At 60.3% G+C, this 25102-nt stretch carries 21 protein-coding genes; 7 read left to right on the top strand and 14 right to left on the bottom strand.

The genetic code is table 11. The annotated features are described in order from the left end of the window. Positions 1-22 precede the first annotated feature (22 nt). Positions 23-1228, top strand: a complete 1206-nt coding sequence (locus BMY06_RS31090; RefSeq protein ID WP_065058658.1) for a cytochrome P450 — start codon at positions 23-25, stop codon at positions 1226-1228. 69 nt (positions 1229-1297) lie between these two features. Here BMY06_RS31090 and BMY06_RS31095 read toward each other — a convergent pair whose 3' ends face one another. After that, positions 1298-1810, bottom strand: coding sequence for a cytochrome P460 family protein (locus tag BMY06_RS31095; RefSeq protein ID WP_074986946.1), 513 nt, complete (start codon positions 1808-1810; stop codon positions 1298-1300). Positions 1811-2127: 317 nt separating this feature from the next. Here BMY06_RS31095 and BMY06_RS31100 point away from each other — a divergent pair, with 317 nt between their 5' ends. Continuing rightward, a complete protein-coding gene (locus BMY06_RS31100; RefSeq protein WP_074986947.1) occupies positions 2128-2721 on the top strand; it encodes a putative pterin-binding protein in 594 nt (197 codons plus the stop codon). Positions 2722-2758: 37 nt separating this feature from the next. Here the strand turns inward: BMY06_RS31100 and BMY06_RS39075 are convergent, their stop codons facing one another. From BMY06_RS39075 to BMY06_RS31140, 7 genes are all read right to left on the bottom strand, one after another. Further along, positions 2759-3811 carry a T6SS immunity protein Tli4 family protein gene (locus tag BMY06_RS39075; RefSeq protein WP_124263268.1) on the bottom strand — a complete coding sequence of 351 codons (1053 nt, stop codon included), beginning with the start codon at positions 3809-3811 and terminating at the stop codon, positions 2759-2761. Continuing rightward, entirely contained in the window at positions 3808-4860 is a 1053-nt protein-coding gene (locus tag BMY06_RS31110; protein ID WP_124263267.1) for a T6SS immunity protein Tli4 family protein, read from the bottom strand. The genes BMY06_RS39075 and BMY06_RS31110 overlap by 4 nt, the downstream gene beginning before the upstream one ends. After that, the gene (locus tag BMY06_RS31115) at positions 4857-5906 is read right to left on the bottom strand and encodes a T6SS immunity protein Tli4 family protein (protein WP_161495611.1); all 1050 of its coding nucleotides are present in this window, start codon (positions 5904-5906) and stop codon (positions 4857-4859) included. The genes BMY06_RS31110 and BMY06_RS31115 overlap by 4 nt, the downstream gene beginning before the upstream one ends. Continuing rightward, complete coding sequence (locus BMY06_RS31120; RefSeq protein WP_074986951.1) at positions 5903-7057, bottom strand: T6SS immunity protein Tli4 family protein; 1155 nt, start codon at positions 7055-7057, stop codon at positions 5903-5905. The genes BMY06_RS31115 and BMY06_RS31120 overlap by 4 nt, the downstream gene beginning before the upstream one ends. Before the next feature lie 139 nt (positions 7058-7196). Next, the gene (locus BMY06_RS31125; protein WP_124263266.1) at positions 7197-8210 is read right to left on the bottom strand and encodes a T6SS immunity protein Tli4 family protein; all 1014 of its coding nucleotides are present in this window, start codon (positions 8208-8210) and stop codon (positions 7197-7199) included. Continuing rightward, positions 8210-10681, bottom strand: coding sequence for a phospholipase D-like domain-containing protein (locus BMY06_RS38230; protein ID WP_161495612.1), 2472 nt, complete (start codon positions 10679-10681; stop codon positions 8210-8212). Before BMY06_RS38230 ends, BMY06_RS31125 begins: the two co-directional genes overlap by 1 nt. Further along, positions 10681-13647 carry a type VI secretion system Vgr family protein gene (locus BMY06_RS31140; RefSeq protein WP_080180885.1) on the bottom strand — a complete coding sequence of 989 codons (2967 nt, stop codon included), beginning with the start codon at positions 13645-13647 and terminating at the stop codon, positions 10681-10683. Before BMY06_RS31140 ends, BMY06_RS38230 begins: the two co-directional genes overlap by 1 nt. 257 nt (positions 13648-13904) lie before the next feature. On the opposite strand from BMY06_RS31140, the gene frmR reads away from it, so the two are divergent. From frmR to BMY06_RS31165, 5 genes are all read left to right on the top strand, one after another. Next, positions 13905-14180, top strand: coding sequence for a formaldehyde-responsive transcriptional repressor FrmR (frmR, locus tag BMY06_RS31145; RefSeq protein WP_065058649.1), 276 nt, complete (start codon positions 13905-13907; stop codon positions 14178-14180). Between the two features lie 128 nt (positions 14181-14308). Continuing rightward, positions 14309-15421 carry an S-(hydroxymethyl)glutathione dehydrogenase/class III alcohol dehydrogenase gene (locus BMY06_RS31150; protein ID WP_074986954.1) on the top strand — a complete coding sequence of 371 codons (1113 nt, stop codon included), beginning with the start codon at positions 14309-14311 and terminating at the stop codon, positions 15419-15421. A gap of 300 nt (positions 15422-15721) precedes the next feature. Continuing rightward, a complete protein-coding gene (locus tag BMY06_RS31155; RefSeq protein ID WP_074986974.1) occupies positions 15722-16099 on the top strand; it encodes a hypothetical protein in 378 nt (125 codons plus the stop codon). 4 nt (positions 16100-16103) lie between these two features. Further along, entirely contained in the window at positions 16104-16445 is a 342-nt protein-coding gene (locus BMY06_RS31160; protein ID WP_074986955.1) for a hypothetical protein, read from the top strand. A 22-nt stretch (positions 16446-16467) separates the two neighbouring features. Further along, the gene (locus tag BMY06_RS31165) at positions 16468-16962 is read left to right on the top strand and encodes a lytic transglycosylase domain-containing protein (RefSeq protein WP_080180886.1); all 495 of its coding nucleotides are present in this window, start codon (positions 16468-16470) and stop codon (positions 16960-16962) included. 73 nt (positions 16963-17035) lie between these two features. Here BMY06_RS31165 and BMY06_RS31170 read toward each other — a convergent pair whose 3' ends face one another. The 6 genes from BMY06_RS31170 to BMY06_RS31195 form a co-directional block, all read right to left on the bottom strand. Next, positions 17036-18385 (bottom strand): flavin-containing monooxygenase, encoded by a 1350-nt coding sequence (locus BMY06_RS31170; RefSeq protein WP_065058644.1) that lies wholly within the window; start codon positions 18383-18385, stop codon positions 17036-17038. A 29-nt stretch (positions 18386-18414) separates the two neighbouring features. Further along, positions 18415-19818, bottom strand: coding sequence for a purine-cytosine permease family protein (locus BMY06_RS31175; RefSeq protein ID WP_074986956.1), 1404 nt, complete (start codon positions 19816-19818; stop codon positions 18415-18417). A 113-nt stretch (positions 19819-19931) separates the two neighbouring features. Further along, positions 19932-21125, bottom strand: coding sequence for an acetylornithine deacetylase (gene argE / locus BMY06_RS31180; RefSeq protein ID WP_074986957.1), 1194 nt, complete (start codon positions 21123-21125; stop codon positions 19932-19934). Between the two features lie 82 nt (positions 21126-21207). Continuing rightward, positions 21208-21630 carry a RidA family protein gene (locus BMY06_RS31185; protein WP_065058639.1) on the bottom strand — a complete coding sequence of 141 codons (423 nt, stop codon included), beginning with the start codon at positions 21628-21630 and terminating at the stop codon, positions 21208-21210. Positions 21631-21820: 190 nt separating this feature from the next. Continuing rightward, positions 21821-23494, bottom strand: a complete 1674-nt coding sequence (locus tag BMY06_RS31190) for a GMC family oxidoreductase (RefSeq protein ID WP_074986958.1) — start codon at positions 23492-23494, stop codon at positions 21821-21823. 52 nt (positions 23495-23546) lie between these two features. Further along, the gene (locus BMY06_RS31195; protein ID WP_080180887.1) at positions 23547-25061 is read right to left on the bottom strand and encodes an aldehyde dehydrogenase; all 1515 of its coding nucleotides are present in this window, start codon (positions 25059-25061) and stop codon (positions 23547-23549) included. Positions 25062-25102: the final 41 nt, after the last annotated feature.

Genomic DNA, 25102 nt, shown 5'->3' on the forward strand with positions numbered 1-25102 from the left:
CCCACATTCATCGCCCAAACTCATGCAATTCTCCGACTTCACCTCACCCGCGTTCTTCGCGAATCCGTATCCCGCGTATGAAAAGATTCGCGCAGCGGGTGCGCTGCTGCCCATCGCGCCGCAAGTTTTCGTCACGGGCCGCTTCGATGTGATCGACGCGCTGCTGCGCGATCCGCGTATGGGCAAAACATATCTGCAAAGCGTGGCCGCGCGCTACGGCGAAGCGGCAACGGCGCGGCCGGTGTTTCAGTCGCTGAACCGTACCTTGCTGATGATGAATCCCCCCACGCACACGCGATTGCGCGCGCTGCTGATGAAGACCTTCAACGCGCGGCAAATGGAGAAACTGCGTGACACGGTCGAAGCCACTACGCGCGCGCTGCTCGATGCAATCGGCACGAATGCCGGCTTCGATTTGATGAGCGACTTCGCACTGCCGTTGCCGGTTCGCATCATCTGCCAGTTGCTCGATGTGCCGCTCGAAGACGCCCACGCGCTCGCAGGCGCCGCCGGTCGACTAGTCGCCGCGTTCGACCTTGCGCCGCTCGACGCGCAAGCGCTGAGCGCCGCTGACGAAGCGGCGCTCACGCTCGAACGCTATTTCCAGAACGTAATCGAGCAACGGCGCTCACAGCATGCCGACGATCTGATCAGCGCGCTGCTGCACGTGGAGGTGGATGGCGCGAAGCTCACCGACGAAGAAGTGGTGTCGAACGCGGTCCTGCTATTCATCGCCGGACACGAAACGACGTCGAATATGATCGGCAATACGATGCTCGCGCTGTTTCGGCATCGCGATCGGTATCAGGCGCTACAAGACGACCGCACGCTGTTGCCGCGCGCGATTGCGGAATGCCTGCGTTACGACGGCGCCGTGCAAATGGTCGTGCGCACGGCATTCGACGATATCGACGTGGGCGATTCGAAGCTCGCGCGCGGGTCCGTCGTTTTCATGCTGATTGGCGCGGCAAATCGCGACCCGCAGGCGTTCACGCACCCCGACCAACTCGACTTCGCGCGCGACGATACGGCTAAATCGCTGTCCTTCGGCGCGGGCATTCATTATTGTCTTGGCGCGCGGCTCGCCATGCTCGAAATGGAAGTCGCGATCGGACATTTACTCGATCGCTTTCCCGCGCTGCAGGCCGAGAATCTCGATGCACTGGTCTGGCAGCACCGCAATAATCTGCGCGGGGTGACGGCATTGCCCGTGCGAACGGGGATTTGATTGGTTGTTGCTTCGGTGCGCGCCGCTCGTTGCAGCGGCGCGCTTTGCTTTGAGCGGCGAATTTTTTTCTCAAGGCGCGAAACGCGTGAAGACATAGTCGCGGTCTTTCACGCGTTCGGCGTGACACGCGAAGCAGGTTTGGTGCTGTTTCAGATCGGCCGGCTTGCCGTCGATGAAGCGACCGAAACCCCAACCGCCCGTCGACGCATAGCGCTTCGAATCCTTCACCATGACCTGCATCGTGGTGGGTTGGCCCGGCACCGTGGCGGGCGCGAAATCATCGGATTGCTTTTTCTTGTAGGCCAGCTTGACGAGCACCGCGCCGTCCGGGAACGGCAGCGTGGCGTTCTTGATCGCCTTGATCGCAGCGGGATTGCCGAGCACGACGCGCAATTCGTCGAGCGGCGCGGCTTCGGCTGCGGGCGCGATCATCTGCCACTCGCGATAGCCTGGCGGAATCGTCACGCCATAAATGGGCGATGCGTCGGGCGACGTCTGCTCCGCCATGACAGGCTGGTTCCCCGATATGGCAAGCGCCAGCGTCGCGCCACTCAGCAAGGCCTTGATGCGAGGGATTTTCATTCGGTACGCTCCGATAAATCGATTGCTTGATGTTGCGCCGCGCAGAAAGAGCGGCCTATATTGCTCCGTAGCCTAGCATCGGCGCTTCGCGCAGACGATACGGCAATCGGTTTATTAGAGTTATACCGACGTATATAGGCTACGCGTTATCATCCATAAATTTCGTTCGCTATCCGAAATAATAGCTTGATCTCGGTGGACGTTTAGTCAGTCCGGACGCTGCGGCTTGCCGATATATACTGCAACCGCCTTATGTCGATACCGACACCCAGTTTCTCAACCCCGGCCAGCTAGCGTCAAAGAAAGGACCATCCGAAATGAACAAGCGGCAATTCTTGAGCGGCGCAGCCGCGTTCAGCGTCGCACCCGCGGCCTTCGCCGCAAAGCACGAAACGAGTGGCGCCGCGCATGCGACCTCACCCGCCGTGCTGACGATCTCCGGCGATATCGGTCGGCATAATCGCGGTGGCGTGGATGTATTCGATCGTTTGTTCGAGAAACAGCTCGTGAAGTTCGATAAAGCCTATGCTTTCGACTTTCCCGCGCTGATGCGCTTGCCCGCAGTCACGATCCGCCCTACGCTCGAATACGATCAGCAGCCGCATACCCTCTCCGGTCCGCTGCTCGCCGACGTGCTGCAAGTTGCGGGCGTAACCGGCGCGGGGACGGCGCAGGTCATGCTGCGTGCGATCGATGGTTATGCGGTGATGGTGTCGCTGGAGAATCTGCGCGCGTGGCGTTATATCGTCGCCACGCATCTGGATGGCAAGCCCATGCCGCTGGGTGGGCTGGGGCCGCTATGGGCCGTGTACGACGCCGACCGCGTTCCGGAGCAGGCCAGCAAGCCGCTGAAGGAGCGGTTTGTGACCTGCCCATGGGCGGTTTATCACGTGCAGGTGAATGCGGGTTAGTCGGGCGCGGCGGCGGCTAAGTTGTTAGCGGATCGCGTTAGCGACGCTTGATCGATGCGGCGACTTCTTCGCCAATTTTTTCGAGTTCGTCGGCGGTGACGGGGGTTTTGCCTTGGGATGCGGCGGCGTTGCGTTCGACATACAAGAGCAAATCGGGTGTGTCGGTTGAGGCGTTAAGGTCGCCCTGCACGGTCACGAGATAGCCGTAATCCGTCGAATCGTCATTGCGTGTGATCGTGCCAAATGATCCCACCCCTTCGCGGCCGTCGAGCTTGACGGTTTGCCACGGGAACACGCCGTGCAATTTGACGGCCTTACCCACGCCGAACTCGCTGGTCCAGACAAACTCGTTCTTCTGGCGTGAGGTCAGCGTGGGTTGATCTTTCAGCACTTTCAAGTCGTGGAAGAAAATCAGCACATCAGGATGTTCCTTGAGCCGAAATGTCACGCCGATGTTGCGTACATCGTCAGGTTGGTCACTGAAAATGAAGAGTCCCGGCAAACAGACGCCGGGCTTCGCAGGCACCTCGCCCTCGGCTCGCGTGTTGACGTGCGCTAAAACTTCAAGTGCGCGTTGTTCGGAGACGGACCTCGTGAGAAATGAGACTGCAGTCCCATCCTTATAGGTATAGAAACCCACCGCCTTTGTGCTTCGCCACGCAAAGCTCCTGGCGTCATTTACCGGAAGCGCGGCAAACCGCTGATCTGCGTAAGGCTCCTTTGCGCTCGCTGCGACCTGATCTTTGGCCCGTTTCACTCGCGCGTCAAAGTCGCTCGGTGGAAGGCCTGTGGTGATTTTAAATGTGCCGTCGTAGGCGAACGAAGAAAGAGGTGCACCCATTCCGTCGGCGAATCTGATAGGTGCCACCTGACCATCGGTAAACGCCTTCGCCGTGGTCATGGCGACTTCGGCCCGCGAAGGCAAAGTCAAACGATATCGCCCTACACACTCCTCTTGCGGTGCAGCCAGCGCGTGCATTGTCTTCAGCATGAAGATCAACAACAACACTGATCGAAGCGGCACCACCGGCTTTGATGTTGTCTTGCTTGCCGCGCTCGCAAGTGACGAGAAAGGGTTCGGCACGCTCATCGACGCCTTATCGAAGCCGCCACTTCTTCACCGATTTTCTCTAACTCGTCGGCGGTGACGGGGGTTTTGCCTTGGGAGGCGGCGTCGTTACGCTCGACATAGAGCAGCAGGTCGGGCGTATCGGTCGCAGCATCGGGATCGCCTTGCACGGTCACGAGATAACCGTAGTCTGTCGAGTCGTCTCTACGCGTGATGGTGGCGAACGAGCCCACGCCTTCGCGACCATCGAGCTTGACAGTGCGCCACGGAAACGCGCCGTGTAGTTTGACCGCCTTGCCCACGCCAAACTCGCTGGTCCAGACAAACTCGTTCTTCTGGCGTGAGGTAAAATTCGGCTGCCCCGTCAAAGCTATTGCGTCACGAAAGTAGATCAACACGTCTGGATGCTCTTTCAGTCTAAATGTCACCCCAACTTCACGTGAATAGTCAGGCTGGCTGCTCGATATGAACACACCAGGCAAACACACTCCAGGCGTCGTAGGCACCTCACCGTCAGCCCTCACCTTGATATGATCGAGTGCGTCGACGGCGCGCTGCTCCGCACCAGATCTTGCCAAAAACGAAATGGCCGTTCCGTCGATATAGGTGAAGAAACCAGACGTCGTGGCCGCTTTCCAAACCCAACTCTGTTTACCGCTTACCTTCACAACGCTAAACCGCTGGTCTGCGTATGGGCTCTGGGCGCTCGCGGCAGAATTGCTTCTGGCTTGCGCGACAACGACATCGAACTCGTCCTGAGAAACGTTTCTGCTGATTAAAAACGTGCCGTTGTATAAAAACGAAGAAAGTGGCGCAATCGCATCGTCCGAAAAGCGAATCGGCGAGCTTTGTCGACCTGTGAAGGCCTTTTCGGTGGTCATTGCGGCTTCGGCTTCGGAAGGCAAGGTCAACCGATACCGGCCGACGCATTCCTCCTGTGGTGCCGCCAGCGCTTGCGCTACCCACAGCATGAAGAGAAGCAACGCTGCTGATCGACGCATCTTTGGCGGCATAACGGTCTTCCCGTATCTCGCACCGCTGCCTGGGGAAAGGACATTCAACGTGGTCATCGGCGTCTGATTGAGGCGGCTATCTCTTCGCCGATTTTCTCTAGCTCGTCGGCGGTGACGGGCGTTTTATCCTGCGCTGCGGATGCGTTCCGTTCGACGTACAAGAGCAAGTCGGGTGTGTCGGTTGAGGCGTTAAAGTCGCCCTGCACTGTCACGAGATAGCCATAATCCGTCGAATCGTCATTGCGTGTGATCGTGGCGAATGACCCCACACCCTCGCGGCCATCGAGCTTGACGGTGCGCCACGGGAACACGCCGTGCAATTTGACGGCCTTACCCACACCGAACTCGCTGGTCCAGACGAATTCGTTCTTCTGGCGTGAGGTCAACTTGGGTTGATCTTTCAGCACTTTCAAGTCGTGGAAGAAAATCAGCACATCCGGATGTGCCTTCAATCTGAAGGTGACGCCTATGTTGCGCACGTCGTCAGGTTGACTGCTAGCGACAAATAAGCCCGGCATGCATACACCGGGTGAAGCAGGTATTTGTCCATCTTTACGCGTGCTGACATTTGCCAGAATATCGAGCGCTCGCTGTGGCGACATCGAATCGATCGTGAATGAAACTGCGGTTCCAATCTTGTAGGTGTAAAAACCTGCGCCCTTTTCGCTACTCCATGCGACGCTTCGCTCATCACTCACGGGCAATAGGGTGAAATGCTGAGCCGCAGCAGGATCCTTTTCACTCGCCAACACCTTCTCTTTGGCGCGCTTTAGCTTCGCGTCAAAATCACTCTGCGAAACGTCTTTACTGATCTTGAACGCTCCGTCATACGCAAACGAGGACAGTGGTGCGACCAATTTGTCCGAGAACCGAATCGGCACGTCCTGCCCGCTGATGAATGCTTTTTCCGTGGTCATCGCGGCCTCGGCCTCAGAAGGCAACTCCAAACGATACCGGCCTACGCATTCTTCTTGCGGCACGGCTAGCGCGTGCGTTGTCTTCAGCATGAAGAGAAGCAAGATTGATAATCCTCGCATCGCGCCGAACTTTGCTGTCTTGGTGCTTGCCGCGCTCGCAAGTGAGAATGGGGCCGGCATGCTCATCGACGCCTGATCGAAGCGGCTACTTCTTCGCCAATCTTTTCGAGCTCATCGGCGCTGACAGGCGGTTTTCCCTGAGATGCGGAGGGGTTGCGCTCGACGTACTGCACCAGGTCGGGGGTGTCGGTAATTGCATCGGAATCGCCCTGTACAGCAACGAGATAGCCGTAGTCCATCGAATCGTCACTTCTCGTTATCGTGCCAAACGAGCCCACGCCTTCTCGTCCATCGAGCTTGACGCCACTCCACGGCAATACGCCATGTAGTTTCACTTTTTTGCCAACGCCCAAGCCGCCCGTCCAAAGCAACTCACGCTGTTGACGCGATGTGAGCCTAGGTTGATTCGGGAAGGCTTTCGAGTCTCGAACGAAGATCAACACATCAGGATGCGACTTCAGGCGAAATGTCACGCCAACGTCGCGCACATAATCGGGTTGATCGCTCATCACAAATATACCAGGCAAACATACTCCCGGAACGTGAGGCGCTTCGCCATCGCCGCGCGCCTTGCTGTGCTCAAGTGTTTCGACAGCGCTTTGCCCGGAAGACGATATTCCTACAAATTCGATTGCCGTTCCGTCAATATACGTATAGAAACCAGACGTCTTTGGCCCCTTCCACACCAGACTATTTGGGTCGCTTCTAACGACGATACTAAACCTCTGACTGGCGTAAGGCTTGGTGGCGCTTGCCGCCGCGTTTGCTTTCGCCTCCTTGATAAATTGGTCGAATTCGCTTCGAGACACGCTCCTACTGATCGAAAAGGTGCCGTTGTATATAAAGGACGACAATCGCGCAGTCTTGTCATCCCCGAACCGTATAGGCGAAATCTGTTGGCCGATGAATGCTGTCCTGGTGGTCATGGCAACGTCGGTTTCTGAGGGCAAAGTCAAACTATAACGCCCTACACATTCTTGCTGCTGTGCGCCCTGCGCTTGCGAAAATTGCATGGCGACCATAAGCAAAACAGCACTTCGACACATCATCCTGAAGTTCTCCACCATAATATTCTTCACCCGATCGACCCACTTCGCGAACTTGTCGTCTGCATCAGAATAGATTGGCGATGACACAGTAAATCCAGTCAGATTTTTGAGTTTGTCGGCGTCTTCGCATTGACGGGGTTTAGACCAAAACTCGTCATCGAATGGCATTGCGCCATTCGATGACTTTGTTCGCGAGCAGGCCAGCAAACCACTGAAGGAGCGGTTTGTGATCTGCCGTGGGCGGTTTATCACGTGCAGGCGAATGACGGGTAGTCGTGTGTCGTGGCCGCATTGCAGGCAGATCGCGCTAACGACGCTTGATCGAAGCGGCAATTTCTTCGCCGATTTTTTCGAGTTCGTCGGCGGTGACGGGAGTTTTTCCTTGGGATGCGGAGGCGTTGCGTTCGACGTACAAGAGCAAGTCGGGTGTGTCGGTTGAGGCCTCTGGATCGCCTTGCACCGTCACGAGATAGCCGTAATCGGTCGAATCGTCGTTTCTCGTGATTGTACCGAATGATCCCACGCCTTCTCGGCCATCGAGCTTGACTGTGCGCCACGGGCGCGCACCGTGCAGTTTGACGGCTTTGCCCACGCCGAACTCGCTGGTCCACACGAATTCGTTTTCCTGACGCGAAGTTAGCTTCGGTTGGTCCTTTAACGCTTTGGAATCCCGGAAGAAAATCAGCACATCCGGGTGGCTTTTCAACCGGTAGGTTGAGCCAACTATGCGGCTCTTGTCTGCCTGACTCGTTTGGACGAACAGACTGGGAAGACAAACGCCCGGCTCAACTGGAACATCTCCTGCGCTACGTGGTTCCAAATGAGCCAGAACTTCGAGCGCGTCGTTACTCGCCTGCTGTACGTCCTCCGATTTTGTGAGAAACGTGATGGTTCTGCCGTCCTTGAAGGCGTAGAAAGCCGCACCACCACGTCCAGACCAGGCAAACGACGCAGTATCCTGCACCGGCAACACCGAGAGCCGCTGATCCTGAAACGGCCTGTCCCGACTCGCCGCGACACGACTCTTCATCGTATTGACGAGCGCCTCATAGCCATCGTGCGTGATGGCATCCGTGATATAGAACGTCCCGTTGTAGATAAACGAGGATAACGGTGCCGCCAACCCATCGGAGAATCGAATATTCGCAGCCTGCGGTTCGCGAAACGCCTTTGCCGTTGTTAGAGCGGTGTCAGCTTCGCCAGGTAACGTCAAGCGGTATCGACCTACACACTCTTGTTGCGGAGCTGAAAAGGCCTGCGATGGGTTCAACGCTATTGCGATAGCCAACGCGACAAACCTACCTCGACTTACTTTCGTCATTAAACTTGCTCCCCAGCAGACTGATCCGTGGCCTGCGAGGCCTGTGATAGTTCCGTATGTCGATCCGACGAAAAATCGACCGGATTCACGGGCACCGCGTTGTTATCTGCCACAAGAGAAATGGCATAACCGAGGTTATTGTTTTCGTTTCTGGTCCAATAAATCGGCAATGCCACCATGAAACCCAGCACTCCAGTCAACTGGCTCGCGGCATTAGTATGTTGCGGTTTTGACCAGAATTCTTCGTCGAATGGCATTCTACCGCCAGTTGATTTTTTGCCCGCTTCCCACGTCGGCCAAATCGAGGCATACACAGGCTCGGCGCCACCAACTGCATCCGCCGCCGTATTCCGCGGAATAAAATCAAACGCCGCCTCGTAAATCAGCCGGTTCGCGTCCGCCACCTGCTGAATCTTCTTCCAGTTCTCCGGATTCGCGGGCTGATCCACCGCGCTCCTCAGCGCTTCAGCCGGCCTCACTTTCCCCGTGAGACCGAATATCTTGCTCCACACGCCTTTGCGCAATTCGCGCGCGAAATTGCGGGTGATCCGGACGTCCCCATTCCCACTGATATCGTGCTTTTCTTTCGCCGAATCCGAGATGAGCACGGCGATTTCCGAATCGCGCGATCCCAGCATACTGCGGTCATTGATATTCGCGCTGCCCAGAAGCGCAAACAGGTCATCGACGATCATCATCTTGGTGTGGATGTAGATCTGCTCCGTCACATAGCGATCACCCAACTTTGCCCAATTGCGCAAATTGAGCAGCGTGACATAGTCATTGCAGCGCTCCATATCCACGTCTTCGTACCGACGATCGTTCGCATCCGTCGTCACCTTCTTCCAGTCGGCGACCTTCTTGTCGCGCAACTCCCTGGCTTTGATATAGCGTCGCACGCGATTCAGCAAGCTGAACGGGCCGAACACCAGCGTCTGCATGGTCCAGTGGACCTGCGCCATGATATTGCCGTCGCTCAGTTTCCCTTCCGGGTGAACCGGCAGCGTAATTATGACGTGGAAATTCTCCTTCGCGCCCGACATGATCGCCTTGCCGATCCTCTCCCCCAGCGCCTCGCAGATGAAATTCTTCGGCGCTTCGTTGGGTTTGTCCGAGACAAGATGCGTTGCCCATTCCTGGAAACCACTTGCTTTGACCTTGGCGGCCGGACCGGACAAAGGATCCGTCGACTTCAAATCCGCCGCAGTCTTGCTCGGGTCGGTATGCTCCACCCCAAACGCCGAAACAAAAAACTGATTCTCGATATAAATAAACGACGTTGCACCTTCGATGAGGTTCTTCATCGCCAGCGCGATTTCGCACTGTTTTCCAGTCGGCTGCGTAACGTCTTTCTTCGCATCGTCCTTCAAGGCCGCATACTCAGCCTTGCGCATCTTGAACGGCGCACTGCGCAGGACCTGCACCGTGCAGCCCCCCGAAACGAACTCAGGCTCCGCGGGCAAATCGAGCGGCGTCTTTTCTCCGCCCTCGCTGTTCCAGCGATAGACGAAATTGCGCGCAATATCCGCAGCGGACGGTCCTTCAATGAGCACGTGCACGTCCTGCCACGGCATGCGCGGCTGCCGCGTGGCGTCGAGCGTGGCGTCGCTGGGGGAAAGACCGGTGGGACGCGACATCGCCGACCAGTAGGGCGTCTCGCCGCTATAGTCCGTCTGCACCGCGCCATTTTCGATTTTCTTCAGAATCTCGCTGCGATTCGACGCCCAGAGTCCGCCAAACGTCGGGTGATTGTCATAGGCGCCGGTGAGCAAATCCGGATCGACAAGCTTCTCCGGTTTCACATGTCCCAAATGCGGTATGCAGCCGTTGTAGCGATTCAGGCCCTCGCGTCCTTCCGCATCCGCGTGCAGATCGTAAGTTTCGTCATCGAAACGGCCGTAACACACATCCATGCCGCCGATAAACGCCTTGTGCTCGTCAATCACCACGAACTTCTGGTGATGGCTGAAGAAACCCGGATCCTCATCGGCTAACGAGGCAGCGAGCGTGACCGTCACGCATTTGCGCCCAACCAGTTCGTTGATCGCCTCGAGCACCGGCACGGTCTGCTTGTCGTACGTCTGGATCGGCGGCGAATGCTTCCACGGCATCACGTAGATTTTCAGCCCGGCATTGGCGCGCGCGGCTTTCAGCAACACGTCGAAAAGGCGCAGGCCGCCAGGAGCGAATTGCGCGTCCCAGTTCACCTGCCAGCCGCCGATATAAATCGACTTCTGCGCGCCTTCGAGCTCCTCCGCCAGTTTCTTGAAATAGCTCTTGCCGGTCGTAAACGGTGTGACGGTGTTGCCCGCGCGCGGCCAGGAGAACGACTGATCGGAGAGCACCCAACGGTTGTCCGCTGCGTTGGACGTCAACGCGTTCCCGGCTTCATCGATAATCTGGCGCAGCGTTTTAATCGGCGACGCGTCGAAAAGCAACCCCGTGCTTCCCTCGAGCGATGTGGCCTCCATCAAGCCTCTCCTTTCAACTTGTCCAACAACGTGCCATCGCTTTCGGTCTGCCATTCCTGGCGCGCGAGTTTCGCAAAGCCCTGATCGACATCGCCCTGTTCCGTGACGTACATGCGCTGGCTATAGCCCATTGCGTCGAGTGCTTCGTAGAAGCGGTCGCTCTCCGTCCAGTCCGCGGTCTGGCGGCTCAATGCGAGCGAATGCACCTGTCCACCGTAGGCGAGCCAGATCTGTCCGGGCGTGGCGTTCCAGGCGTCGTGCAGCGTCTTCTGATCGGCGGCGGACAACGCGACTTTGCCCGTCGAATCGCTCTTGCCGCTGAGTATGAAATCGGACGACATATGCGCGTCATTCGCGCTCCGCGCGGAGACGATGCGCCACGGCATATTGATGTACGGATGGCCGTTCGGTCCCGGCATATCCGCGAGCACCATATTGAAGGCGACCGGTCCTTGCGTTTCGGCCTGAGCGAATACCGGCAGCGGATAATTCTGCTGCGCCGGGCCGGCGAAACTATGTTGCGTGCCTTTTACGTCGATCGTGCCGGGCGCGTGAATTTCAATGTTGCCGTCCTTGATGCGGATATACGCGCCGCCGGACGTCAACACGATTTCTTTCTTCGCCGCGATCTCGACGTTTTCAGTCGCCGAAATCAGACGTGTGGCTTTCTGCGAAACGAGTTCGACGTTATCTGATTGCGCCTGCACTTCGACTTTGCCTTTACCCGCGAACAGTTTGATGCCGGAGCGCTGCGCGAAGAGACTGATCTTTTCCACCGCGCCGCCAATCAGCGATTTACCGCTCGCGATTTGCACGCTCTGTCCGCTAATAACCGATATTTGCTGTGCGGCGGTCACATGCGCGGACTGCTGCGTAGACAGCGCAATCCCCGAAGGGCTCGCCATCAGCATCACCGGATCGGTGAATGCGTTCGCGCTACCGGTGCCGCCGCCAGCCGTATTGCCGCCGCTCGCACTCGCACCTTGTTTCGTCGATTGCGTGGCGCTCGCAAAGGTCTTGAGCGCATTCGTGCCGTCCTGCAAGGTCTCGGCCTGGTGCGATTCGCTCGCCTGCGAAAGCGCGTCGATCGTCTCCTGCGCGTTCGTCAATTGCGAGTGCGCTTCGGCAACATCGAGTTGCTGACTCGTCGTGCTTTTCGCGTACGTGCTCACATACAGGCCCTGGCCCGCGTTGATCGCACCGAACGCATCCGACTTCAGATCGAAGCCGCTGCCCAGATACGCGCCGCGCGAATTCGCGTTTTGCGCGACCAGATAACCCAGATGCAGTTGCGAATTCGCGCTTGTGCTGTACAGTTGCGCGCGATTCTGGCCGGTGGCGTCATCCATCACGAGCTGGTTATAGCCGCTGCCACCGTATTCCTTCGACTTGTAGCCCGAGAGAATGCCGTTCGAGTGCCAGTTTGGCGTGGTCGCGCCGTTATAGACGCGCGCCGTCACCAACGGTCGATCGCAATCGCCGTCGAGCCAGTTCACGATCACTTCCTCGCCCACACGTGGCACATGCACGCCGCCATAACTGCTGCCCGAATCGGACATCGCCACGCGTATCCAGCACGACGCGTTTTCATCGCCCGCATTGAGGCGGTCCCAATGGAAATGCACCTTGATGCGATTGAGCGAATCGGTATACGCCTCTTCGTTCGACGGCCCGACCACGATAGCCGTCTGCATGCGCATTTCCGGCTTGTGATGGTCAAGCGGACTGCGATACGGCACCGCCTTGCGCTGCGCCTCGATCTTCACCAAAAGAAAACCTTCACTGCCGTCCGAGGCTTTCACCATCAGCGCGTCGCTGTCGCCCTGATTCGCGCTCTTGATCGCGGCCAGTTCGCTTTGCAGACTGTGCGGAAACGATTGCGTCTGCGTGGTCGTTGCAGGCAGATTGTTTTCGATGAACCAGCGCGCGTCGATCACCGCAAACTGGCGATCCTGCTGGCTGTCCGCATCGTGCACCGGATGGCCGTCGAGTTCGAACCAGCGCCCGGCGTCGAGATTGCGCACGGCGCCCGCGCCTTCGAAGCGTTTCGCGCGCGACTCCCACTCCTGCATGCGGATTTCGCTGAGCGTGTCGCCGCGCGACTGCTCGCCGTAGGTGTACGCGCCCGTGTATTCGTAGACTTCGGCCTGCTGCGGCAGATTGCCCTGCGTGGCCAGCGTCGGCACCGACGTGCCTTTGGGATTCACCGACGTAGAAGGCGACTTGTAGTCGAATGTGCGCGTAGCCAGCGTCACGCTTTGCAATGTGCGCGTACCGCTCCATTGCACCAGCGCATGGGTTTCGCTATTCACGCCCGATCGGTAAAAATTAACCGATTGCGGATTTAAAGCGGGCAATGCGCCGATATTGTCGGTAATTACGACCGTGTGCGATTTCCCATCAGTGGCTTGTTCGAAATAGCTGAACAGGCCTTCGGATTCCATAATCCGCTGGCAGAAATTCCAGTCACTCTCGTATTGCACGCAAAACGAGCGCGAAGGCAATGCATTTTGAATAACAAAGCGGAATGCGCCCTGCGCTTGCGGATGCGCATTGAAGACGTCGGTGAGAATGGCGTCGGCGGTTTTGTCCTGCCAGATGCGGGCGTCCGAGCGGAATTTGAGGAAGTGCTGCCACGAGGCGAATTCCAGCTGATAGCTCGTCAAACTGCCGTCCGCGCCCAGCCGGCGGGCCGTGTGGACGTAGCCGTGATACGGCAGATACGTCTGGTCGGCCTGCTGCAGCCACAGCGTGACGGGCTGCGCGATCAGCTTGCTCAGATCGACGTTTTCGTCCGTAGCGACGGCGTCAATCGTAAAGCCGTAATCGCGGCCAATACGGGTATGGCCGATGGCACGCTGCGGCAGCAATACATTATCGCCGAGCGGTGTATCGAGTTTGAGCAGGCGGCCGTCCTGCAGCAATGCGGCCCCGCTTATCAGACTGCTTATATTCCCCACCCCCATCTTCGCCTCTGTTATTCGTTATTTCTTGAATGCGTAATCTTACTGTTATGTCGATTTCCGGTCACGCTTTGTATGAATAATCGACGCGCAGTCCGGCGCTTTAAATGTAAGCAGACGTGTCGAATAAGCGCGCTCCATGCGCATTGACTATGCTTGGCTTAGCGCCGAGGCGTCGGCAGCTAAAGCACGGGTTTGTCCAACATACTCCCACCGAGTATGCTAGGATACTCCCGTGCAGTATCCCACCTGGACTCGTTATGCCCCATAGCCCCGAAGAGAAGAAGCGCGTTCTCGCCCGCGTACGCCGCGTGCGCGGGCAGATCGACGCGCTCGAGCGCGCCCTCGAGGAAGGCGCGGATTGCGGTCCGGTCCTGCAGCAGATCGCGGCGGTGCGCGGCGCGATCAACGGGCTGATGGCCGGGGTACTGGAGAGTCATCTGCGCGAGGAGTTTTCCCATCTCGCGGCAGCGAACGGCACGCCCGACAAACCCATCGAAGAGGTGGTTTCTCTCGTGCGTTCGTATTTACGTTGAACAACCGCGCTAAACCCGTACGCTAAACACGCGCATGAGCGCGCGTTCAATCCGTTTCAACATCCGGCCGCCCGCGCGGCCCCAAGGTCGACTGATCGACTCCTTTCCTAACCGATACCGAGATTGCTATGAAATCACGCGCTGCTGTTGCATTCGGCCCGGGCAAGCCCCTGGAAATCGTCGAGATCGACGTCGAACCGCCTCGCAAGGGCGAAGTGCTGGTGAAGATCACCCACACGGGCGTGTGCCACACCGACGCCTTCACGTTGTCCGGCGACGATCCGGAAGGCCTGTTCCCCGCCGTGCTGGGCCATGAAGGCGCGGGCATCGTCGTGGAAGTGGGCGAAGGCGTGACGAGCGTGAAGCCCGGCGATCACGTCATTCCGCTTTACACGGCCGAATGCGGCGAATGTCTGTTCTGCAAGAGCGGCAAGACCAATCTGTGCGTGGCCGTGCGCGCCACCCAAGGCAAGGGCGTGATGCCCGACGGCACCACGCGCTTCAGCTACAACGGCCAGCCGGTCTATCACTACATGGGCTGCTCGACGTTCAGCGAATACACGGTCGTGGCCGAAGTCTCGCTCGCGAAGATCGATCCGCAAGCCAATCCGGAACAGGTCTGCCTGCTCGGTTGCGGCGTGACCACCGGCCTCGGCGCGGTGAAGAACACGGCCAAGGTGCAGGAAGGCGATACGGTCGCCGTGTTCGGTCTCGGCGGCATCGGCCTCGCGGTCATTCAAGGCGCGAAGCTCGCGAAGGCAGGCCGCATCATCGCCATCGACACGAATCCGGGCAAGTTCGAGCTCGCGAAGGCGTTCGGCGCGACCGACTGCGTGAATCCCAAGGATCATGAAAAGCCCATCCAGCAAGTGATCGTCGAGATGACGGGCTGGGGCGTGGACCACAGCTTCGAGTGCATCGGCAACGTCAACGTCATGCGCGCGGCGCTCGAATGCGCGCATCGCGGCTGGGGTCAGTCGGTGGTCATCGGCGTGGCGGGCGCGGGTCAGGAAATCTCCACGCGTCCGTTCCAGCTCGTCACGGGCCGCCGCTGGCTCGGCACCGCGTTCGGCGGCGTGAAGGGCCGCTCGGAACTGCCTGGCATGGTGCAGGACGCGATGGCAGGCAAGATCCAGCTCGCGCCGTTTGTCACGCATACGAAGGATCTCGCGGGCATCAACGAGGCTTTCGATCTGATGCACGAAGGCAAGTCGATCCGCACCGTCGTTCACTATGCATGATGTGAATTAATCTGATGCCATGACGCGAATGCCCGCGCGCCGGAACACGGCGCGCGGGCATTTTCATTTAAACGCATCCATCATACGAATCGCGCGATTTACCTTATTCTTCAGATGTAATCGCGCGAAATCGACGAAGCAATTCCGTGCGCGAACGCGCGCGACATCGCAGCCGCATTCCGGCAAGCCGCCTTTCGCGAGCAAACTCTTTCTTTTTGGCAAACGTTTGCCGCCAGACTCTCAAGTCGATCCGCCATTGGCCGACAACGCGCACATAGCCACGAAACTTTGGAGCTGGACGTGTTGCGCTTCGCTTTCCTTCTCGCCGTACTTGCCGTGACTGGCTGCGCACAACTGCCCCAGGGCAATACCGCTCAAAGCGGCAACGCACCGGCATCGGCTTCGGTCCTGCGCTTCGACATTCCCGCCGATGCACTCGGCGCGCGCGATCCGCAATTGAGCGCCGTGCTCGCAAAGGCGGGCGCACTCGCCGCCGCGCAGAAGCAACCCACGGTGATTCGCGTGACCGCGCTCGGTCAGGATCTCCGCTATATCAACGAGGCGATCTGGAAGGGCGTGCCTGCACGCCAGGCGCAAAAACCGCTGCTGGAGAATCTCACCGCGGGCGCGAACCAGACGTACAGCGTGGCGATCGAGCCGCCGAAGACGGGGAGCTGAACGCATGCGTACGACGATTTTCGCGGCGGCCATGCTCGCGCTCTGCGCGCACTTCGCCTCCGAGGCGTGTGCCGAATCGGCTGGCGCCACCGTGCTCGCATCGGCTGCGCCTTCGGCCTCGCCGTCCGCCGTTTATCCGCCGTTGCCGTCACTCGCGATGCTGCCGCCTTCGAGCAATGACGACGACGAATCGCCTACGCCGACGCACAGCGCGCGCAAGAAGAAAGCATCGCGCGTGCGCGATTGTCATTGCACGATGCCCGCGCCGCGTCTGGTGGTCTCGGATGCGTCGCGCGCGTATTTGAAGGATGTCGAGCGGCAACTCGATGTCGCCCTTGCGCATTAAGCGCGTCAGCGGAGAACATACAATGCAGACGCCACCCGCTTCATTGGCCAGTCGCGTGCGATGCGTGCTGGCGTGCGCATTCGCGCTGTGCACCGCGCTCGGCAATCCGGGCGTCGCGCGCGCGGCCGAAACCGCCGATGAATGTTTCGAAAAGGCCGGCGCCTATCAAGGCGTCAATCCGCTGGTGCTGCGCGCCGTTGCATGGCGCGAATCGAAAGGCGACGCCGCCGCCATCAATCACAACACCAATGGCTCGATCGACGTCGGCCAATTGCAGATCAATTCCATACATTTTTCGGAACTGGCGCGTCAGGGCATTCCGCATCGCGCGCTCATCGATCCGTGCGTGAATATCTTCGTGGCCGCGTGGCTGCTCAAACAGAAGATGGTGCGGTACGGCAATACGTGGCGCGCGATTGGCGCCTATCACTCGGAATCGCCGCACGAACGCGATGCCTACGCGCGCAGCATTCAGGCGATTCTGGTCAGCTGGGGTCAATTACAGCGCGGGCATTGAATGCGCGATACAACGCGCCGGTGTTCGCGTTATCAATTGAGTGCGAACACCGGCGCATTGACAAATCACTTCATCAATTCACGCCCACGCCGCTGAGCGCGCGCGCTTCGCGTTGCGTCGCTTCACGTTGCGTCGCTTCATCGCGCAGAACCTGCGCTTCACGCTGCGTGGCGTCCTGATACGCCAGATACTTGCGCTGCGTGACGATGTGATCCGCGACGTGTTTCGCGTCGTGCCACACGCCCCAGATAAAACTCGATCCACGTCGCGACAGCCACGGCAAACCCAGGAAATAAATGCCCGGCTCGCTCGACACGCCGCGCTGATGCTTCGGCTTGCCTTTCTCGTCGAACGCATTCACGTGCAGCCAGTTGTAATCGACCGCATAGCCCGTTGCCCAGATAATCGACGTGACGCCTGCCTGCGCAAGATCGAGTTCGAGAATCGGTTGCGTCATGCACACCGGGTCCGGATACACGCGGCGCGCTTCCGGCTCTTCCGGCAGATCGAGCCCGTTGCGTTCGATATACGCATCGGCGGCATCGAGCAGCGAGAGATAGTTTTCGTCGCCGCGCGCGATGTTTTCCACGAGATCCGCCTGGAACGTCGCCACGCCGTTATCGAAGGCCTTCGTCAGACCGACCAGCGTCACGCCCTGTTGCGCGAGCAGACGGAAGTCCACCGTCTGGCCGCCGCGCGCGCCGCTCACCGCGATCGTCACGTGTTCGCGGCCGGGGCGCGCGACCTCCGCGTCCCACTCGCCCAGCACGCCCAGCCACCAGCAGAAATCGCGATTCCGGTACGCACGCGGCGGACGATCGTGCGCGCCCACCGAGAGATACACCTGGCGGCCCGAGCGCTGTAGTTCGTCGGCAATCTGCACGCCCGACGAGCCCGCGCCCACCACCAGCACCGCGCCTGCGGGAAGCTGCTGCGGGTTCTTGTAATCGGCGGAATGGATTTGATGGAGCCCTTCTGTTTGCGGCGCGATCGGCGGAATCACCGGACGCTGAAACGGTCCCGTCGCCACCACCACGCGGCGCGCTTCGATCGTGCCTTCGCTCGTTTCGATGACGAAACCCGCCTCGCCGCTTTTGCGCTCGACGCTCTTCACTTCCACGCCGGTGCGAATGGGCGCGTTAATCTGCTTCGCGTAATCGACGAAATAGTCGGCGACGCGTTCTTTCGAAGCGAAGGCATCGGGATCGAGATCGTCGAAGGCCATGCCCGGAAAACGGTCGTGCCAGACGGGACCGTTCGCGACCAGCGAGTCCCAGCGGCCTGTGCGCCAGCGTTCGGCAATGCGGTCGCGCTCCAGCACGAGATGCGGCACGCCGAGCTTGCCGAGATGTTCGCTCATGGCCACGCCGGCCTGGCCCGCGCCTACTACGAGCGTATCGATGGTTGTCGTTTCGAGAGTCATTGCGGTTTCCTTCTGCGAAAAGTTTGCATTCACACCGGCACGCCTGCGTGCTGGCGACGCCGGTACGCGCTGTCGCGCGAAGCCAGCCAGTAATAGAGCGGCGACGTCACCACGAGGCCGACGAGCCAGGACAGATCCGCACCGTCGATATGCGCCGCCACCGGGCCCGCGTACATCGGCGTATTCATGAACGGAATCTGCACCGCAATGCCCACCGCGTACGCAATCAGCGCCTGCGGATTGAAGCGGCCGTAAATGCCGCCATCCACGCGAAAGATCGAATCGATGTCGTAACGGCCCGCGTGAATCACATAGAAGTCGATCAGGTTGATGGCCGTCCACGGCACCAGCACCACGAGCAGCGCGAGCACCAGGTCGACGAAGTGACCGACGAAATCGCTCGACGCGCCAATCGCCGCGAAGCAGCACGCCACGAGAATCACGACGGAGAGCACGGCGCGCGCTTTCGAGGTGGGAATCCAGCGATACGCGAAGGTTTGCAGCGAGGTGATCACCGAGAGCACCGCGCCGTAGAGATTGAGCGCGTTGTGACTGATCACGCTCAGCAGGAACAGCACGAGCATCACGGGGCCGAGCACGCCGGTGGCCTGCTTCACGGCGTCCATCGTGTCCACGCCCGGCGGCACGGCGAGCGCCGCGACCGCGCCGAACACGAATGCGAGCGTCGAACCGAGCGCGCAACCCAGATACGTGGCCCAGAAGGTCGACGCCACGCCCACGTCCTCGGGCAGATAGCGCGAATAGTCGGAAACGTACGGCGCGAACGCGATTTGCCACAACGCCGAAAGCGACACCGTCGCGAGCCAGCCCGCGAGATTGAAGCCGCCGCGCGTGAGAAAGTCTGCGCTCTGCACGTGCGAGAGGATCATCCAGAAACCCACCACGATGCCGATGCCGAGCACCCACGTGCCGATGCGATTGAGCACGTGTATGAAGCGATATCCGATGATGCCGATACAACCCGAGCCCACCGCGCCGATCACGATGCCGACCGGCACCGGCACGGTCGGCGCGATACCGTGCAGCGACTTGCCCGCGAGCACGATGTTCGAGGCGAAGAAGCCCACGTACATGACGCCCGCGATCACGGTCACGAGCAACGCGCCCCACGAACCGAACTGGGCGCGGCTCTGAATCATTTGCGGAATGCCCATCTGCGGACCTTGCGCGGAATGCAGCGCCATCAGCACGCCGCCCACCGCCTGGCCGATCACGATGGCGACGATGCCCCAGAACAGATTGAGGTGATAGATCTGCACGCCCAACGCGCCCGTGACGATGGGCAGCGGCGCGATATTGCCGCCGAACCACAGCGTGAACAGATCGCGCACCTTGCCGTGGCGGTCCTCGGGCGGCACATAGCCGATCGTGTGCTTTTCGATAAGCGGGACGGTCCCGCGCTCTGCTGACATGACAACTCTCCCATCCCGCGCGCGTGCGCGCGTATCGTGCGTGGGCGCTCGCGATTCGCGGCGTCCGTCTGTTGTGAAAAAGCGTGTGTGTTTTGCGTGCGGCGTTTATCGCGTTATGCGTTCGCGTAACCGGGCACGCGCGTGGGCAAATTCATCGCTAGCCTTTCGAGGAAGCCGAGGCAGCGTTCGAGCTGCGCGATTTCCACGTATTCATCGGCCTTGTGACCTTGCTCGATCGAACCCGGCCCGCATACCACGGTCGGAATGCCGATGCGCTGAAACAGACCGCCTTCGGTGCCGAACGACAGCGTGCGCAGCGTTTCGTCGCCCGTGAGTTCACAGGCCATTTCGCGCAGCCAGTTCGCGTCGGGATCGGCAGCGAGCGCCGGGTAATCGACGAGTTCCTGCCATTCGATGCCGGTGTCCGCGTGCGTTGCCTGCATCTCGCCTTCGAGTTCGTCTTCGGCGAAACGGCGCGCCGCCTGCACGATGGCATCGATCGAATCGCCCGGCAGATTGCGCACTTCGAATTCGAGTTCCGCGCGATCGGGAATCACATTCAGTGCAATGCCGCCATTGAGTTTGCCCGTGTGCACGGTCGTATAAGGCGGCTCGAAACGCGCATCGTGCTGGCCCGATTCGCGCAGCGCGCGGCTCGCGCGGCGCAGATGCACCGCGAGTTCCGCCGCGAAATCCACCGCGTTCACGCCGAGATGTGTGAGCGCCGAATGGCCCGCGAGGCCCTTGAAACAGCAGCGATACGCGCGCTTGCCCTTATGCGCGATCGCCACCTGCATACTGGTCGGCTCGCCGATGATGCACGCGAGCGGTTTGAACGGCGCGCGCGCCAGTTCGTCGAGCAAGCCGCGCACGCCTCGGCACCCCACTTCCTCGTCGTAGCTGAACGCGAGATGGATCGGCAGCGTGCGGCAATGTTCGACGAAGTACGGCACGCTCGCGAGCACACAGGCGAGAAATCCCTTCATGTCGGCGGTGCCGCGGCCGAGCACGCGAGCGTTTTCGCGCGTGAGCGCGAACGGCGGCACGGTCCACGGTTGGCCGTCTGCCGGCACGACGTCCGTGTGACCGGACAGACACAGTCCCGCACGATCGCGCGGCCCAATCGTCGCGTAGAGATTCGCCTTGTCGCCGCTCGCGTTGTAATTCAACGAAGCCTCGACGCCGAAGCCCGCGAGATACTCGCGCACGAACGTGATCAATTCCAGATTCGAGCGCGCGCTGCGCGTGTCGAATTCGACCAGCGTTTGCAGCAGCGACAGTGTCGAATCGAGTCGTGTGTGGGACATGGCGTCTCCTTGTGAAGCGGCGCGGCGCATGCGTTGTTGCGCGCCGCGCATGGCGGCTTGTGGCTGAGGCAGATGCCCCGTCTTATTGCTGGCGATCGCGCGGAATCACGGCGATCACGTCGATTTCCACCAGCCATTCGGGACGCGCGAGCGCGGACACCACGAGGCCCGTCGAAACCGGAAACACGCCCTTGAGCCATTTGCCGACCACGTTATAGACCGCTTCGCGATAGCGCACGTCCACGAGGAAAATCGTGATCTTGCAGATGTCTTCAAGACGGCTACCCGATTCTTCCAGCAGCATCGCGATGTTCGACATCGCCTTTTCGGCCTGCGCCGTCACGTCGCCGATACCGACCGATTCGCGCGTGTCGAGGTCCTGACCGATCTGGCCGCGCACGTACACCGTGTCGTTGGCGACCACGGCCTGGCACAGATCGTTATCGAGTTTCTGCTCGGGATAGGTTTCGCGAGTGTTGAATTTGCGGATGCGTTTGTGGCTCATGGTTGCCTCTGCTTGCGTGTGCGTGATGACTGAATGGGGTCGGCGAAAATCGATGCGAAAAGGCGCTAGCGCATCGCCTGAAATCGAATTTACCTTCGCTCGAATTATTTGCGAAACATCGTTTTCATATTCATTGCATAGCTTTTTCTTATGCAATGAGCGGCAAGGAAGCACGGCCGTCGCTACGCTTTCAGGCTGCCAGTGTTGCGCGATTCGTTTCGTGCTTCGTTGCGCGATTCGAATGCGTTTGCGCGGCGTCTTCGAGCATCATCTGCGCCGCTTTTTCGCCGATCATGATTGAGGGCGCGTTGGTGTTTCCGCTTACGAGCAAAGGCATGATCGAAGCGTCGGCCACGCGCAATCCGCGTAGGCCGCGCACGCGCAAACGCGGGTCCACCACGCTGGCGTCGTCCACGCCCATCTTGCAGGTGCCGGACGGATGGAACACGGTCGCCGCGTAGTCGCGCACGTAATCGAACAGCGCGTCGTCCGATTGCACCTGCGCGCCTGGCAGCATTTCCTTGCCGCGAATCGCTTCGAATTCCGGCCCGGCGAGAATCGCGCGCGCGAGCTTGATGCCTTCGATCAGCACGCGTGCATCTTCTTCGCGTTCGAGGAAGTTGTAGTCGATGAGCGGCGCGCGCTGGCCGTCGTCGGTGAGCAGAATGCGGCCGATACTTTTGGGCCGCAGCACGCAGGTGTGAATCGCATAACCGTGACCGAATTCGAACAGACGGCCGCGATGGCTGCGATAGCCGGGCACGAAATGAAACTGCACGTCGGGGTCGCCGTCGCCCGCGTAACGCGTGCGCGCGAATCCGCCCGCTTCCACGTAGTTCGTCGTCAGCCAGCCTTTCTTTTTCAGCCAGTACGCGCCGGGTGCACCGAGCACGCTCGGCAAGGAACGCAGCGAAAAGCCCAGCGTTTGCGCGCTCGAAGAACGGACCGTGACGAGACCGTCCAGATGATCCTGCAAATTGCGCCCGACGCCTGGCAAGTGATGACGCAGCGCGATCCCCGCCGCGCGCAATTGGGCTTCGTCGCCGATACCGGACACCATCAGCAGATGCGGCGAGCCGATCGCGCCCGCACTGAGCACCACCTCGCGATGCGCGCGCAACAGCACGACCTGACCTTCGCGCTCGACAAACACACCGCGCGCCGTTTGATCCGCGATATCGAGCGACAGTGCGCGCGTGTCCGTAAACAAGGTGAGATTCGGCCGCGACAACACCGGATGCACGAATGCGCGATAACTCGAAAGCCGATGCGCGTCTTTCTGCGTGACGTCGTAAATGCCCGCGCCGAAGGCGTCGCCGCTATTGAAGTCGGTGTTGTGCGGCAGACCGATGCGTTTCGCCGCGTCGATGAAACGATGCGAAAGCGGATTCGGGTCGCGCGGCTGATCCACGCACAACTCGCCCGATTCGCCGTGCACGCGCGTGTCGTGACCGAGCAGATTGCGCTCGGAGCGGCGGAAGAACGGCAGCACGTCCGCGTACGACCAGCCCTCGCAGCCCAGTTCGGCCCAGCGATCGTAATCCGCGGGCATGCCGCGAATATAGATCATGCTGTTCATCGAACTGGAGCCGCCCAGCATCTTGCCGCGCGGACAATGCAGCCGCCGGCCGTTCAGGCGCGTCTGCGGCGCCGACTCGAAGTTGTAGCTGTATTTAGGGCTTTTGTAGAGCGTGATCGTGCCGGCCGGCACCTGAATGCGCGCCGAGCGATCATCGCCGCCGCCTTCGACGAGACAGACGCGCACAGCCGGATCCGCGCTCAGGCGGTTCGCCATCACACAGCCCGCCGAACCCGCCCCGACAATCACATAATCGAAATCGAGCACTTGTGTTGCAGTCGGCATATTCGTATCCCCGTGCTTCTGAAGCACACTGTGGAACGCTGATTCAAGGCGCTCAGTATTGAATCCAGGTCGTTTTCAGACCCGTGAATTTGTCGAGCGCGTGCAGCGACAGATCGCGGCCAAAGCCCGATTGGCGAAAGCCGCCGAACGGCGTCTGCATACTCAGCGCGTCCACCGTGTTCACCGAGACCGTGCCCGCACGCAGATTCGCTGCCACGCGATGCGCGCGCTTGAGGCTGCCGCTCCAGACCGAAGCCGCGAGTCCATAGATCGAATCGTTGGCGATGCGAACGGCTTCGTCTTCGGTGTCGAACGGCATCACCGCCAGCACGGGGCCGAATACTTCGTCGCGCGCGAGTTCCGCATCGGGACGCACGCCCGCGAAAATCGTCGGCTCGATGAACCAGCCTTTGCCGTTCACGCGCGCCGCTTGACCGCCGCTGACGAGCGACGCGCTGCGGCGGCTGCGTTCGATAAACGCCATCACGCGCGCGTGCTGCGTGGCATCGACCATCGCGCCCATGCCGCTCGCGGGATCGAGCGGATCGCCCGGATACCAGCCGCGCGCGTGTTCGGCGAGCTTTTCGACGAAGGTGTCGTAAATCGAACGCTGCACGAGCAGACGCGAGTTCGCCGAGCACACTTCGCCCTGGTTGAAGAAGATGCCGAAGCAGGCTTTTTGCGCGGCCAGATCGAGATCGTCGGCATCGTCGAACACGAGGTTCGGACTCTTGCCGCCGCATTCGAGCCACACCTGCTTCATGTTCGAGCGCGCGGCGTATTCCATGAAGCGCTTGCCGATCGCCGTCGATCCGGTGAACGCGAGCACGTCCACGTCGGCGTGCAGGCCGAGCGCCGCGCCCGCCGTTTCGCCATAACCCGGCACCACGTTGAACACGCCGTCGGGCACGCCCGCTTCGCGCGCGAGTTCCGCGAGACGCAGCGCCGAAAGCGGCGACTGCTCGGCCGGTTTGAGCACGACGCTGTTGCCCGCCGCGAGCGCAGGCGCGACTTTCCACGCGACCATGTCGAGCGGGAAATTCCACGGCACGACCGCGCCCACCACGCCCAGCGCTTCGCGCGTCACGAACGAGAGATTGCCCGGTCCCGTGGGCGCGACTTCGCCGTAGAGCTTGTCGATCGCCTCGCCGTACCACGCGAACAATTCCGCCGATGCGGGCACGTCGAACTGCCACGCGTCGGCGACGCGCTTGCCCATGTTCAGCGAATCGAGCAGCGCGAATTCCTCGCGATGCGCGGCGATCAGTGCGCCGAGACGCTGCAGCACTTTCTTGCGCTCGCCGGGCGCGCAGCGCGACCACGTCCCGGCTTCGAAGGCGGCGCGCGCGGCACGCACGGCGAGGTCGACGTCTTGCGCATCGCAGGCGGCGACCTCAGCGATCGCGGCTTCCGTCGCCGGATTGGTCGCCGTGAACGTCTTGCCGCTGCGCGCGGGCACGAAGCGGCCGTCGATGAACGCCTGGGCGCGCGGCGTCACGCGCGCGGCCAGATCGCGCCATTGCGAGTAATCGGGTTGCTGCGCGTGGTTCGCGTCGGTGGCACTCAAGGTGGGCTCCTGGGTTCGCGTGGTTTCGGATAAATTCGCGT

The sequence above is a fragment of the Paraburkholderia tropica genome, assembly GCF_900109265.1.
Taxonomy (GTDB): domain Bacteria; phylum Pseudomonadota; class Gammaproteobacteria; order Burkholderiales; family Burkholderiaceae; genus Paraburkholderia; species Paraburkholderia tropica.

Excerpts from the sequence above, each read along its gene's own strand:
- BMY06_RS31175 (WP_074986956.1), bottom strand. The coding sequence starts at position 19,818 with ATGTCAGCAGAGCGCGGGACCGTCCCGCTTATCGAAAAGCACACGATC.
- BMY06_RS31190 (WP_074986958.1), bottom strand. The coding sequence starts at position 23,494 with ATGCCGACTGCAACACAAGTGCTCGATTTCGATTATGTGATTGTCGGG.
- BMY06_RS31095 (WP_074986946.1), bottom strand. The coding sequence starts at position 1,810 with ATGAAAATCCCTCGCATCAAGGCCTTGCTGAGTGGCGCGACGCTGGCG.
- BMY06_RS31115 (WP_161495611.1), bottom strand. The coding sequence starts at position 5,906 with ATGAGCATGCCGGCCCCATTCTCACTTGCGAGCGCGGCAAGCACCAAG.
- BMY06_RS38230 (WP_161495612.1), bottom strand. The coding sequence starts at position 10,681 with ATGGAGGCCACATCGCTCGAGGGAAGCACGGGGTTGCTTTTCGACGCG.
- BMY06_RS31165 (WP_080180886.1), top strand. The coding sequence starts at position 16,468 with ATGCAGACGCCACCCGCTTCATTGGCCAGTCGCGTGCGATGCGTGCTG.
- BMY06_RS39075 (WP_124263268.1), bottom strand. The coding sequence starts at position 3,811 with ATGAGCGTGCCGAACCCTTTCTCGTCACTTGCGAGCGCGGCAAGCAAG.
- BMY06_RS31170 (WP_065058644.1), bottom strand. The coding sequence starts at position 18,385 with ATGACTCTCGAAACGACAACCATCGATACGCTCGTAGTAGGCGCGGGC.
- BMY06_RS31160 (WP_074986955.1), top strand. The coding sequence starts at position 16,104 with ATGCGTACGACGATTTTCGCGGCGGCCATGCTCGCGCTCTGCGCGCAC.
- BMY06_RS31140 (WP_080180885.1), bottom strand. The coding sequence starts at position 13,647 with ATGGGGGTGGGGAATATAAGCAGTCTGATAAGCGGGGCCGCATTGCTG.
- BMY06_RS31125 (WP_124263266.1), bottom strand. The coding sequence starts at position 8,210 with ATGACGAAAGTAAGTCGAGGTAGGTTTGTCGCGTTGGCTATCGCAATA.
- BMY06_RS31090 (WP_065058658.1), top strand. The coding sequence starts at position 23 with ATGCAATTCTCCGACTTCACCTCACCCGCGTTCTTCGCGAATCCGTAT.
- BMY06_RS31185 (WP_065058639.1), bottom strand. The coding sequence starts at position 21,630 with ATGAGCCACAAACGCATCCGCAAATTCAACACTCGCGAAACCTATCCC.
- frmR (WP_065058649.1), top strand. The coding sequence starts at position 13,905 with ATGCCCCATAGCCCCGAAGAGAAGAAGCGCGTTCTCGCCCGCGTACGC.
- BMY06_RS31120 (WP_074986951.1), bottom strand. The coding sequence starts at position 7,057 with ATGCCATTCGATGACGAGTTTTGGTCTAAACCCCGTCAATGCGAAGAC.
- BMY06_RS31110 (WP_124263267.1), bottom strand. The coding sequence starts at position 4,860 with ATGACCACGTTGAATGTCCTTTCCCCAGGCAGCGGTGCGAGATACGGG.
- BMY06_RS31100 (WP_074986947.1), top strand. The coding sequence starts at position 2,128 with ATGAACAAGCGGCAATTCTTGAGCGGCGCAGCCGCGTTCAGCGTCGCA.
- argE (WP_074986957.1), bottom strand. The coding sequence starts at position 21,125 with ATGTCCCACACACGACTCGATTCGACACTGTCGCTGCTGCAAACGCTG.
- BMY06_RS31150 (WP_074986954.1), top strand. The coding sequence starts at position 14,309 with ATGAAATCACGCGCTGCTGTTGCATTCGGCCCGGGCAAGCCCCTGGAA.